The sequence below is a fragment of the Streptomyces sp. cf386 genome, assembly GCF_900103585.1.
Lineage (GTDB): Bacteria > Actinomycetota > Actinomycetes > Streptomycetales > Streptomycetaceae > Streptomyces.
Window position 1 is genome coordinate 1 of sequence record NZ_FNHV01000027.1, and the last position, 11,636, is coordinate 11,636.

11 protein-coding genes and 2 pseudogenes are annotated in these 11,636 nt (G+C 68.5%); 6 read left to right on the forward strand and 7 right to left on the reverse strand.

Annotated elements, in window-relative coordinates; translation table 11 throughout:
• Positions 1-276, reverse strand: a 276-nt coding sequence (locus BLU79_RS41730; RefSeq protein WP_143052564.1) for a transposase, incomplete at its 3' end; no start/stop codon positions are given.
• A gap of 504 nt (positions 277-780) precedes the next feature.
• Between BLU79_RS41730 and BLU79_RS41735 the strand changes: the two genes are divergently transcribed.
• Positions 781-969: a hypothetical protein gene (locus BLU79_RS41735; protein WP_093911273.1), complete on the forward strand. Its 189-nt coding sequence runs from the start codon at positions 781-783 to the stop codon at positions 967-969.
• A gap of 64 nt (positions 970-1,033) precedes the next feature.
• Positions 1,034-1,642, forward strand: coding sequence for a histidine phosphatase family protein (locus BLU79_RS41740; protein ID WP_256333674.1), 609 nt, complete (start codon positions 1,034-1,036; stop codon positions 1,640-1,642).
• Between the two features lie 590 nt (positions 1,643-2,232).
• On the opposite strand, the gene BLU79_RS49500 is transcribed toward BLU79_RS41740, so the two are convergent.
• Positions 2,233-2,463, reverse strand: coding sequence for a hypothetical protein (locus BLU79_RS49500; RefSeq protein ID WP_256333662.1), 231 nt, complete (start codon positions 2,461-2,463; stop codon positions 2,233-2,235).
• Between the two features lie 176 nt (positions 2,464-2,639).
• Between BLU79_RS49500 and BLU79_RS41750 the strand changes: the two are divergent.
• Together BLU79_RS41750 and BLU79_RS41755 are read left to right on the forward strand one after the other, a co-directional pair.
• A pseudogene (locus BLU79_RS41750) lies at positions 2,640-3,447 on the forward strand (hypothetical protein).
• A gap of 105 nt (positions 3,448-3,552) precedes the next feature.
• A complete protein-coding gene (locus BLU79_RS41755) occupies positions 3,553-4,062 on the forward strand; it encodes an NUDIX hydrolase (protein ID WP_093911336.1) in 510 nt (169 codons plus the stop codon).
• Here BLU79_RS41755 and BLU79_RS41760 read toward each other — a convergent pair.
• The 5 genes and pseudogenes from BLU79_RS41760 to BLU79_RS41780 all read right to left on the reverse strand — a co-directional run.
• A pseudogene (locus BLU79_RS41760) lies at positions 4,037-4,914 on the reverse strand (IS5 family transposase); the annotation flags it as partial. The gene BLU79_RS41755 and the pseudogene BLU79_RS41760 sit on opposite strands and share 26 nt — an antisense overlap.
• Before the next feature lie 137 nt (positions 4,915-5,051).
• Positions 5,052-5,507 (reverse strand): AMP-binding protein, encoded by a 456-nt coding sequence (locus BLU79_RS41765; RefSeq protein ID WP_256333663.1) that lies wholly within the window; start codon positions 5,505-5,507, stop codon positions 5,052-5,054.
• Between the two features lie 341 nt (positions 5,508-5,848).
• Entirely contained in the window at positions 5,849-7,060 is a 1,212-nt protein-coding gene (locus BLU79_RS41770) for a S8 family peptidase (RefSeq protein ID WP_093911275.1), read from the reverse strand.
• 399 nt (positions 7,061-7,459) lie between these two features.
• Positions 7,460-8,404, reverse strand: coding sequence for an LLM class F420-dependent oxidoreductase (locus tag BLU79_RS41775; protein WP_218137829.1), 945 nt, complete (start codon positions 8,402-8,404; stop codon positions 7,460-7,462).
• Positions 8,404-9,186: an ABC transporter ATP-binding protein gene (locus BLU79_RS41780; RefSeq protein WP_093911276.1), complete on the reverse strand. Its 783-nt coding sequence runs from the start codon at positions 9,184-9,186 to the stop codon at positions 8,404-8,406. The genes BLU79_RS41775 and BLU79_RS41780 overlap by 1 nt, the downstream gene beginning before the upstream one ends.
• Before the next feature lie 288 nt (positions 9,187-9,474).
• Here BLU79_RS41780 and BLU79_RS41785 point away from each other — a divergent pair, with 288 nt between their 5' ends.
• Positions 9,475-10,500: an ABC transporter substrate-binding protein gene (locus tag BLU79_RS41785; RefSeq protein WP_093911277.1), complete on the forward strand. Its 1,026-nt coding sequence runs from the start codon at positions 9,475-9,477 to the stop codon at positions 10,498-10,500.
• Between the two features lie 176 nt (positions 10,501-10,676).
• Positions 10,677-11,414 carry an ABC transporter permease gene (locus BLU79_RS41790; RefSeq protein ID WP_256333664.1) on the forward strand — a complete coding sequence of 246 codons (738 nt, stop codon included), beginning with the start codon at positions 10,677-10,679 and terminating at the stop codon, positions 11,412-11,414.
• Positions 11,415-11,636: the final 222 nt, after the last annotated feature.

An 11,636-nucleotide genomic window follows, 5' to 3' on the forward strand; every position in this document is an offset into this window, starting at 1 on the left:
GTGCAGCACGGCCTCGTGGAGGCGGCCCCAGACGCCGGCTCTCGACCAGATCAGGAACCTGCGGTGGGCGGTCGACTTCGATATGCCGAAGCATGGCGGCAGTTGGCGCCAGGCGCAGCCACTGACCAGGACGTAGATGATGGCCGCAAACAGCGTCGCATCAGGCGTGTCCTGCGTTCCGCCGCCCTGCGGCCGCACCTTCGGAGGTGGGATCAGCGGCCTCGCGATCTCCCATAAGCCGTCCGGCACGATCCAACTCCACGTTCCCCGCCCCATACCGGGTCAACGCCCGCCTCACCACGTAGGACACGGTCTTAGGCGACACCGACCCCACCTTCCAGCCCTCAGCCCACGCATCCGACTCCCGGACCGACGCCTACGCCGACTTCGCGCCCCCCAGGGCCAGTAGTCGTCCAGGTATCCGTGGTTCAGCCCAAGGGAAGCTTCGAGGCAGCCCGCGCGTGAACTCAAACCGTGGGCACCTTCGTGGCGCCCGTCGTAGGGGCCATCGCCACGTACCGACTCGGTAAGAGAGTGGGGCACAAGGAAGCTCAAGCCGAGCGGGAACACGCTCCGTCGTCCGGCTACTCCTATATGTGACACTGCCGAGCTGACCTGCGAGTACGCGGACCCGTCCCGCGGCCAACGGCCGGACCATCGGCGGATGAGGACCCGCCAGTCGGCGGGGGCAGTCCGGCCACCTGCCGGATGGCTATACCGCCACGGTTCCTGAAGTCTTGTGACCAAGGCTGCGGTCGGCTCGATCTCCTGACAACCTCCGTGGTCCATATCGTGTACATCCGTCTGCTGGGCACCGATGGATCGGAGGATCGGGCCGCGCTGCTGGGGCTCCTCAGGCTCGCCGTCACCGCCATGGCGCCGGCCATCCCGCGGACCCGTCTCTTCCGGCCCGGCCCGCTGCAGTGCCTGTCACCGTGGGTCGCCAAGCCCGCCCGCTTGATCACATGACCGGGCCGGCAGCGTCCCCGTCCCGATCGGAGAAGGAGCTCCCAGGATGGCTCTGCGAGTGACGATGCTGTGCGCAACCAGCGCGGCAGTCAGCGATGACCCGGTCTTCGGGGACGGTGCCTTGACTGGCCGCGGACGGCGTGAGGACACAGCGACGGAAGCTGTCCTTCCGCCGTACTCACTAGCGCTCCGAGCGCCCTCCGCCCGCTGCGCGCGGGCCGCAGCGGCCCTCTCGATCGCAGCCACGCCCGAGAATGCCCTGCGTGACCTGGACTACGGCAGCTGGTACGGCCGCCCGCGCAAAGCCATCATGGCCGAGGACCCCTACGGCTTCTCCGCCTGGCTGACGGACCCCGACGCCGCACCACACGGGGGCGAGTCCATCGCTCGACTCTGCCGTCGGACAGCGGCATGGCTGAGTTCTCTGTCCGCCGACACGGAACGCATACTCACGATCACCGAGGCCGCCATTATCCGAGCCTCACTGGTCCATGTCCTGTCCGCACCTGCCCACGCCTTCTGGCATCTCAGTGTTCCGCCCCTGTCCGCGGTCACGCTGACGATGCGCAACGGCTGCTGGAATGCCCGGACCGGCTGCATGGCCATCCCCCAGCAACAGCAGTCGGCCGACAGCTCTGCATCATCCGTCGCACCCCTACTCGTCCGGCCATGACCTCCACGTGAGCCGTCCGGGAAGAGCACGGAGAGCCGTGGGCCAGGCGGTACCTCAAAACCTCAAACGCCGCCAAGTCCTCGGCAGCACCCCGGCCGACGGGATGACGATCGGGGTACCATGCCGAGCCCATTTCCCGGCGGCCCGCTCGCGAAGTTCACCGAAGACCGCAAGTTCCTCATCGCCGAGGCCCGGTGGGGGCTTGAGGAAGTCGTAGAACTCGACTTTCCCCCGTCTTCGTGCTCGTCCAAGTCCCTTCCAGAGCCGTCGAATCCGATAACTCCAGAGAGCCTGGTGAAGGCTCCCCGACACACGGCTTGATCACCATGCCCGGAGCCTGTGATCAGCGGCACGTACGACTTCGACCGGGCACGATGAGGGGCGATACTGTCACGCACTCGCGGAGACGCACCAGCCGTAGCCGCACTACACACGCACGAAGACCGGACCCTTCTCCCCACTGGTGGCCTGAGGGCGTTCTGCAATTCTGGGATCCGGAAACCGGCACACTCATCCACACGCTGCCCCTCGACCTACCGACGAACTCCCTGTCGGCCGCGGCTCGTCGGGGGTTGCGGTGCTGACAGTGGTCACGCTTGAGCGCCGCGGGACAGAGCAGCGGTTTGCTGGTGCGAGAGCAGTCCAGCGACGGCTTGGGCAAGGTCGCTCATGTGCTCGCGACGGCCGTGGTGGCGGGCCAGGGCCCGCCAGTTCTTCAGGTGTGCGATGCCGTGCAGACCACCCCTCCGCCGGTCTGCGCGCCCATGCGACGGCGGATCCGCGTCGGCGGCGACGGCGGTCAGGAAGGCCAGGGCGCGCATGGCGAGCGTGATGTGCCGGTGCCAGGAGGTCCTTCGCGACCTTGTCGCGGACCCGGCGGGGAACGGGTACGGCCATCGCGTGATCATCGGGGGTTGTGCGGACTCCTGAAGATCGTGCGGTGGCCGCACGGCATAGCCCAGACCCTGCCCAGTGGCAGGCGATGTTCGACCAGGTCATGGCCCGGATCGCGGGCCGGTTCCGGCGGGTTGAACCCCGCGCGTCGGCCCGCTCCTACCTGTTCGGGCTGTTGTCGGGCGTGGAGCGGAAGAACTGCTGGCAGCTGGCCGAACAGGCGGGCCATACGCGACCCGGGCCGCTGCAGCGTCTGCTGCGCTATGCCTGCTGGGATGCCGACGCGGTCCGCGACGGAGATGATCGCCGCAGCGCTGGACGCCGGAGTCACTGCGTCCTGGGTGACCGGCGACGAAGCCTACGGCCAGGACCCGCGGCTCCGCGCCCTCCTTGAGGCACGCGGCACCGGCTATGTCCTGGCCGTCGCCTGCTCGACGCGAGTGAGGATCAACCACGGCCGCACTGCCGTTCGCGCGGACACCGTTGCGGGCCAACTGCCCGTCACCGCCTGGCATCGTCAGAGTGCCGTCACCAGCGCGAAAGGTCCTCGACACTACGACTGGGCCTGGATCCACATCTGTATCGGCGCGATCCGACACCTGCTGATCCGACGCAACCGCTCCACCGGTGAACACGCCTTTTACCTGTGCTGGTCGCCCGCCACGGTCTCCCTGGCCTTCCTGACCGCCGACGCGGCACCACAGCGGCCCGCCGGTCCACACCACTTCGACCACCGCCGCGATCCGATCACGCTGACCGTGCCGCAGATCCGCCGTCTCTTCGGTGCCGTCTGCAACCCGCCTGCCGTGTCGACGGCCAGGCTGCTGCAGTGGTCCTTCTGGCGCCGACACCACCAGGCAACAGCCCGACGCAGCCACTACCGACGACGAACCCTCGGACGAGCCCACTGAATAGATCACGAAACCGGACTGGAGTACTAGGGCGTGTTTGAAATGTTGATCACTAGAGCGCCCGAAGCCTCGATCGGGGCTTCGAGCGCGCCTAGGGTCAAGGCCATGGAGACGATGCATCGGCCCGCTGCACGCGTGGTCTGTCTGGACGCCTCTGACCGCGTGCTTCTGCTGCGCTGGCGCGATCCAGTCGACGGAACGTGGCTGTGGGAACCGCCTGGTGGCGGCATTGACCCTGGTGAAACGCCGCTGACGGCGGCACGGCGCGAACTGGTCGAGGAGACCGGTCTGGACCCCGAGGCGGTCCTGGAGCGGTCCGTGCCTGTCGAACGAAATGTGCGGTGGAAGGGCATGCAGTACGTCGGCACAGAGGACTTCTTCGTGGCGCGCTTCACTGAGGAGCGGCCCTCGCTGGAACGCGCCGGTCTACTTCCCGATGAACGGGCCAACCTCGACTCGCATGCGTGGGTGCTGTGGTCGGATCTGGACTCGCTGCCGGACCGGGTCGAGCCGCCACAGCTACTGGCAGTGCTCGGTGCCCTGGTGCCAGCGGGCCCTTGGCGTAACGGAGGGCACGGTTGCGGCCAGGTCGCAGGGACTGCCGTATCAACGTGAGTTGGATGGTCGCTTCGTAGCGGACGGCGAGCTTGTCGTAGCGGGTCGCGACGCCCCGGGCCTGCTTCAGCAGGCCGATCCGGCACTCGACCTTGTGCCTGGCCTTGTCCTTTTCGCGGTCGAGGCCGGGCGGCCGTCCACCTGCCGCTCCCCGACGCAGGCGGTGTCCGGCTTGGTCACGCTTCTCCGGGATGGTGTGCGGGATCTGCCGCCTGCGCAGGTAGGCGCGGATCTCGCGGGAGGAGTAGGCGCGATCGGCGAGCACGTGATCGGGCCGGACACGAGGCCGCCCGCTGCCGGTCCGGGGCACCTTGATGCGGTCCATGACCCGGATGAAGTGTGGTGCGTCGCCGCGTTGGCCGCCAGTGATCACGACGGCGAGGACGTGTCCGGCGGCGTCGGCGGCCAGGTGGAGCTTGGTGCTCAGGCCGCCGCGCGAGCGGCCGAGGCCGTGGTCGTCCGGCTCGTCCGCCAGGCCGTCCGGGGACGTCCGGCCCGGACGGGCAGCCCCCTTTTCCGGGCCCCCGCGGAGTGCTGGTGGGCGCGGCAGACTGTGGAGTCGACCGAGACCTCCCACTCGATGTGCCCGGCGGCATCTGCCTTGACCTGCAGTTTCTCCAGGACGCGGGCCCAGGTTCCGTGGATCTGCCAGCGGCGGAACACCGAGTACGACGTCTCCCACGGCCCGTACCGCTCGGGCATGTCCCGCCAAGGCGAACCCGTCCTCGCCCGCCACCAGATCCCGTCAAAGACCTGCCGCCGATCCCGCGGCTTGCGCCCCATCTTCGGCAACGGCGGCAATACCGCCTCCAAGCACAGCCACTGGTCGTCCGTCAGATCTCCACGAGCCATCCGAAGATCGTTTCACGACCTTGATCAACATCTCAAACAGGCCCTAGGACCAGCGGTTTTCCGCAATTCCGGCCGTCCAGATCAGCGCAGAACCAGCACAGGGTCGGTGGCGTGCGGACTCGGTGCCGGGCGACCTGCTACGCGGCGCGCTCTCCCGAGGCCGATGACACCGGGGCACGATTACACATTGTCGCGAACAGCTCCGCCGTACCATGCGGCACCGGCTTCACGTCCGCCTCCGCGATGTCCCAGGGTTGGCGGAGGTTGCGGAGCAGCATTCGGATGTTTCGGTGGGCGGCGCGCAGCGCGGTGATGACGAATCCGGCGCCGCTGTCCTGGAGGAAGTGGGCCGGCTCGGCGTCGAAGGACCGCGGATTGAGCGGGACGCCGACCATCCCGGCCCGCAGGTCGGTGAGGCAACTCTCCATCATCTCTGCGCAGTTGCAGAGGAAGATCGCAATGCGGTCCCCGCGGCGCAGCCCCGTGCGGGTGAGATACTCCCCCAGCGCGCGGGGGCGACGCTCCAGCTCGGCGTAGGTGACGCTACGCGAGGAGTGGAGGTAGACACTCCGCTGCCCCGCAAGCGCCGCCACGGCGGACAGGCGGTCCGCGAACGGGGCGAGGAACCGTGACCGCGACCGCCGTGATGGTGGATGGCCATAACGCCTCGGCTGCCTCGGCGCGCCCCTGCACCACCGGAGCGCGTCGTCCGCCACCGCGACACCGAACCCGGGCCCCCGGCCAGCCAGCGGGCCCGGATTTACGCCGTGCTGCCCCTGGTCGGCGCTGTGCGCGGCCGGGCGGGATGCCGTCAGCCCCCGAATCGACCGTGCGATCCCCTCGTCCCCGAGTACCACCCCTTGCCACGACACGGCCCGGCGGTGCCGCTGCGCACGCGCTGGCGGCACCGCCGGGCCCGGTGTCCTGTGTGGGTCTACTCGGTCACCTTCAGCAGCTTGTTGGGCGTTCCGCTGCTCGGGTTGGTGATCTTGTCGCCGGTTGCCGCGCCGGTGAGCGCGGTGGCGACCTGATCGGGAGTGGCGTCCGGGTGACCGGCCAGGTAGACGGCGGCGGCTCCAGTGACGTGGGGGGCGGCCATGGAGGTGCCGGAGATCGTCTTGGTCCCCTGGTCGCTGTCGTTCCAGTCGGAGGTGATGTCCGAGCCCGGCGCGTACAAGTCCACGATCGAGCCGAAGTTGGAGAAGTCCGACTGGGCGTCGTCCTTGGTGCTGGACGCGACCGTGATGGCCTCGGGGACCCGGGCCGGTGAACTCTGGCCCGCGTCCGCCGACTCGTTGCCGGCGGCGACGGCGAAGGTGACACCCGAGGCGATGGCCTTCTTGACCGCCTCGTCGAGCGCGGGGTCCGCGCCGCCGCCAAGGCTCATGTTGGCCACCGAGGGACCCTGGTGGTTCTGGGTCACCCAGTCGATGCCGGCGACGACCTGCTCGGTGGTGCCCGAGCCGTTGTCGTCGAGTACGCGGACCGCGACGATCTTGGCTTTCTTGGCCACTCCATGGGAGGCGCCGGCGATGGTGCCGGCCACGTGGGTGCCGTGGCCGTTGCCGTCGTCGGCCGTGTCGTCGTTGTCGACGGCGTCGAACCCGGAGGTGGCGCGGCCCTCGAAGTCCTTGTGGCTGATGCGTACGCCGGTGTCGATGACGTACGCGGTCACTCCTTCCCCGGCCTTGTCCGGGTAGGTGTACTTGCCGTCGCCGGCCGTGTCCTGCTGGTCGATGCGGTCCAGGCCCCAGGACGGCGGGTTGTCCTGGGTGGCATTGATGTGGAACTTCTTGTTCTGGACCACCTTGGACACCGCGGGGTCGGCCGCGAGGCGCTTGGCCTCCGTCTCGGTCAGGCTGCCGGCGGAGAAGCCGTTGACCGCCGAGCCGTAGGTACGGCTGATCTTGCCGCCGTACTCGGCTGCCAGGTCCCGCTTCTCGGCCTTGGACGCCTTCTCGTCCAAGAGGACTATGTAGCTTCCGGCCACGGCTCCTTCGGCATTCAGACCGTAGACGGAGCCCTCCGCGGGCTGTCCCGCCTGAGCCATGGGGGATACGTACAGGCCGGTGCCGACGACGGTTGCGACGGCCGCGATCGCGGTGACGATCTTGGCCTTGCCTGAGCGTTTGTGATGCGCCGTCAAGAGGGGTCTCCTCGTGAAGTGGGGGGATTTGCGTTCGAACCGCAGCGCTGCGGGCGTGCTCAGGAGAGTGCCGACTTGGCGCGAGCAGATCAATCTCTTGATGTGACCCCGACGCCCGACTGATGGTCGACCTCCACGGGATTCACGCACATTCGAAGCAACCCGAGCGCAAATGTGCAGCACTGAGCGCTGGTTGAATCACCAAGGAACAACCCAGGATTATCTGTGCCGATTTCTTCACCGTCTACTCACATGCGGTGGCATTGAGCATCACCTTGCACGGGCAACCGGGTGCGCTCGAGGCACTGTCGGGCCGGCTCCTGACCCGGACGGGTCATGGCCAAGACGTAGCTGACGTCGTCCTCTTCCGGCGCCACAGCGTGCGTCGGCCTCCACGCTCTACAACTGCGGGAGCACATCACCGGCGATGAGTTCCAGGTGGTCGAGGTCATTGAAGTCGATCAGTCGCAGATGGATTCGGCTTGCTCCGATCGCGGAGAACTCGCCGAGCCGCTCCACGAGCCGGGCCGGGGATCCGACCACCGGATCCTCCGGCGGCAGCGCGCTCTTGACATGCAGCGGTGCGGCCCGCCGTTGCGCCTCCGCGTCGGTACGGCCGATGGCCACCACGACCCCGGCCGAGAGCACCAGCGGTGGCTGACCGGCGTCGGACCGTCCGGTCCGGTCGCACGCCTCGGCAACCCGCTGGTACGCCCGGGCAGTCTCCGCCACCGACTTGAAGGGCATGTTGAATTCGTCGGCATACCGAGCGGCCAGCTCCGGGGTGCGCTTGGGGCCGCGGCCCCCGACGATGATCGGCGGCGCCGGCACCTGCACGGGCTTCGGCAGGGCAGGCGCGTCGACCAGTTGGTAGTGGTCGCCGCGATGGCTGAAGCTCTCGCCGACCGGTGTCCGCCACAGGCCGGTGATCACCGCCAGCTGTTCCTCCAGCCGGTCGAAGCGCTCCGGGGCGGGCGGGAACGGGATGCCGTACGAGGTGTGTTCCCGTTCGTACCATCCGGCGCCGAGGCCCAGCTCGACCCGCCCCCCGCTCATCCGGTCGACCTGCGCCACCATCACCGCAAGCGGACCCGGCAGCCTGAAGGTGGCGGAGGTGACCAGGGTGCCCAGCCGGATCCGGGAGGTCTCCCGGGCGAGCGCGCCCAGCGTGAGCCACGCGTCGGTAGGGCCTGGCAGCCCGGGATCGGCGCCCATCGCCTGGAAGTGATCGGCCCGGAAGAAGCCCTCGAACCCGCCGGCTTCGACGAGCCGAGCGAAGCGCAGTTGATCCTCGTAGTCGGCGCCGCGGTGCGGCTCGGTGAAGACACAGATCCGCAGGCTCATCACCCCTCCGTTTCGGTCGACGTGGATGTGTCCCGTTCCATCAGCAGCTCGTGCAGATCGGCGCTGCACCGGGCCACTTCGCCCAGGTGCGCGGTTCGGCCCAGCGTCCTCGGCCGGGGAATGGCGACGTCGACGACCTTGCGGATCCGGCCCGGGCGCGGACTGAGCACCACCACCCGGTCGGCGAGCACCACGGCCTCGTCTATCGAGTGGGTGACGAAGACGACTGTTGACGAGTTTTCGATGTGGATGCGCTGCAGCTCCACCGCGAGGTCCGCGCGGGTCAGCGCGTCGAGTGCGGAGAACGGTTCGTCCATGAGCATCACCCGGGGCTCGCCCATCAGCGACCGGCACAGTGCGACGCGTTGCTGCATACCGCCGGAGAGCTCGTGCGGCCGGTGCTTCTCGAAGCCGCTCAGCCCGGCCGTCTCGAGCAACCGCTTCGCCCGGTCGCGGTACTCGGCCTTGTTCCAGCCGAAGATCTCCACGGGCAGCAGGACGTTGTCGAGGACGGACCGCCAGGGCAGCAGTGCCGGCCGCTGGAACAGCATGGCGACATCCCGCCGGGCTCCGGTGACTCGCTCGCCGCCGATGGTGATCTCGCCCTCGGTGACCGGCAGTAGCCCGGCGATCAGCCGGAGCAGTGTGGACTTGCCGCACCCGGACCGGCCCACGACCGCCACGAACTCACCCTCGGCGATGTGAAGGCCGATGTCCTGGAGCGCCACTGTCGAACCGGACCGGCTGGTGAAGCTGCGGGACACACCGGTGAGTCTGATCATCCGGCGGTCTCCCCATCCACTGGCGATCGCCATGTCGGCCGGTTCGTGACGCCCAGTCAGGCTACCCGCAGCAGGCCGCTCGGCGGTACCTGTCGTCTCTCGGTGAATGCCCCGAGGCTCCACACCTGGCCCACAACTGCCGGTCCCTCGTACGCTGTTGCCCGCACCAAGTGTCATGCCCTCGGCGGTTCTGTCACGCCGCTCTGTCTCGTCTGTCTCGTCTGTCTCGTCTGTCTCGACGCCCCTCCGCCGGCGCAGTCGGCGGTCGGAAAGGACAACACCGTGCGCATGATCAGGTTCGCCCGTACGGTCGCCGCGGTGGCCCTGACCACGGCGCTGGCGCTGGTGGCGGGATGTGGCGGCTCGGATTCCGACGCAGGTGCCGGTGAAGACGGCAAGGCGCTGAAGAAGGTGACCTACCTGACCTCGTTCGGCAACTTCGGCCGGGACGCGTACGCCTGGGTCGCGAAGGACAAGGGGTTCTTCGAAGAGGCCGGCTTCGACGTGGAGATCAAGCCGGGCCAGGGCACTGGCGGCGTGATTCCGGCCGTCGTGAGTGGCCAGGCGCAGTTCGGCCCGATCGACCTGACGGGAGGTCTGCTGCATATGGGCAGCGGTCAGGCGAAGGACTTCGTCGCGGTGGCCGCCATCCAGCAGCGCACCATGGCCGCGATCGCCACCACCGAGGGCAACGGCATCGCCACACCGAAGGACCTCGAGGGCAAACGGCTCGCCGACACGCCCGGCTCTGTCGTGCGCAACCTCTTCCCGACGTACGCCCGACTGGCCGGCGTGGACGCCGACAAGGTGACCTGGGTCAACGGCGAGGCACAGACCCTGATGGGCACGCTCGCCGGCGGCTCGGTGGACGGCATCGGCCAGTTCGTGGTGGGTAAGCCGACGATCGAGGCGGTGACGAAGAAGAAGGCAGTCCTGCTGCCGTACAGCGACGTGATACCTGACCTCTACGGAAACGTGCTGATCACGTCGAAGAAGATCGCCGAGCAGGATCCGGAGATGGTGAAGCGATTCACCGATGCGCTGCTCAAGGGCTTGGAGTACAGCCTCGCCAACGCGAAGGAGGCCGCCGAGATCCTTGCACGGAATGTGGACGCCACGAACCCGACCGCCGCGGCCGCCGAGTTGGAGTTGATGGCCGAGTACGTCACGCCGGGCGGTTCCGGCACGGCATTCGGGACGCTGGACTCCGCGCGTGTCGCGAGGAGCATCGCGATCCTGGAGCGAGCGGGCGCGCTGCGGCAGAGAGTGACTCCTGAGCAGATCATCGACTTCGACCTGGTGCCGAAAGCCTGATCGCGCCGCGCTGGAGAAGAGCCTCGCTGAGAGAAGGGCCGCGCTGGGAGGAGGATGGGATGACCGAACTCTCGAAGCCGCAGCAGACCTCGGCGGCGGGCCCGGAGCCGGTGCCAGTGCCAGTGCCGCGAGTCGGTCCACGGCGCAGGACGGGCCTCGGTGTCCTGCTTCCGCCCTTGGCCGGGCTCCTGGTCGCACTCGGCGTGTGGTGGCTTCTCACCTCGGTGCTGGAAGCGATCCACCCGGCTGTGCTGCCTCCGCCAGGTGCCGTGCTCTCCGCGTTCGCCGCGGCCCCGGTCCGGTTCCTGGAACATGCCGCCGACACCACCGTGGAGACGGTTGTCGGGTTCGTTCTCTCCAGCGGGTGCGGCGTTCTGATCGGATTGTCACTGGCGGGCTCGCGGGTACTGGAGCGAATGTTCACGCCGCTGCTGGTCGCCGTCAACGCGGTTCCGAAGATCGCGCTCGGGCCGCTGTTGGTGGGAGCGCTCGGCTGGGGGCAGAAGCCGGTCCTGACCATGGTCTTCCTGCTCTGCTTCTTCCCGATCGTGCTGTCCACCGCAGCCGGCCTCACGTCGACCCCGGCGGACCTGGCCGAGTTGGCGCGTTCGCTGGACGCCTCGCGCTGGCAGGCTTTCCGGAAGATACGGTTGCCCGCCGCACTGCCGCAGATCTTCGTCGGGCTGAAGGTGGCCATGCCTCTCGCCGCGATCGGCGCGGTCATCGGCGAGTTCCAGGCCGGTGAGAGCGGGCTGGGCTATCTGATCGTGCAAGCGGGTGGGGTCGGCGACACCGCCACTGCCTGGGCCGCGATCATCCTGATCGGATGGATGAGTATCCTGCTCTACTTCGCTTTGGTGTGGTTGGAACGGTTGGCGTTGCCCTGGGTCAGGGACACCACCTCGCGCGGCTGAACCGGCTGGGCTCGTGGCTGGGGCAGATGGGCCAGAGCCACGCCGGCCAGGGGCCGGAGCGCGCCGGATCGCGCGGCGACCGGATCACCGCGGAGCGGTACTGCGAGCAGGTCGCCGACTGAGCAGCGTTGACTCAACGCCAAGCCGCACGGCACCTCCCGGATGACCGAACACGAGCCCCGCGCTCTGGCGGCCTCCCTCAGGGAAACGGACAAGGCACTG

Bases quoted from the DNA above. Each gene is read 5' to 3' on its own strand.
- BLU79_RS41740 (WP_256333674.1), top strand. From the start codon at position 1,034: ATGCTGTGCGCAACCAGCGCGGCAGTCAGCGATGACCCGGTCTTCGGG.
- BLU79_RS49500 (WP_256333662.1), bottom strand. From the start codon at position 2,463: ATGCGCGCCCTGGCCTTCCTGACCGCCGTCGCCGCCGACGCGGATCCG.
- BLU79_RS41755 (WP_093911336.1), top strand. From the start codon at position 3,553: ATGGAGACGATGCATCGGCCCGCTGCACGCGTGGTCTGTCTGGACGCC.
- BLU79_RS41775 (WP_218137829.1), bottom strand. From the start codon at position 8,404: ATGAGCCTGCGGATCTGTGTCTTCACCGAGCCGCACCGCGGCGCCGAC.
- BLU79_RS41780 (WP_093911276.1), bottom strand. From the start codon at position 9,186: ATGATCAGACTCACCGGTGTGTCCCGCAGCTTCACCAGCCGGTCCGGT.
- BLU79_RS41785 (WP_093911277.1), top strand. From the start codon at position 9,475: ATGATCAGGTTCGCCCGTACGGTCGCCGCGGTGGCCCTGACCACGGCG.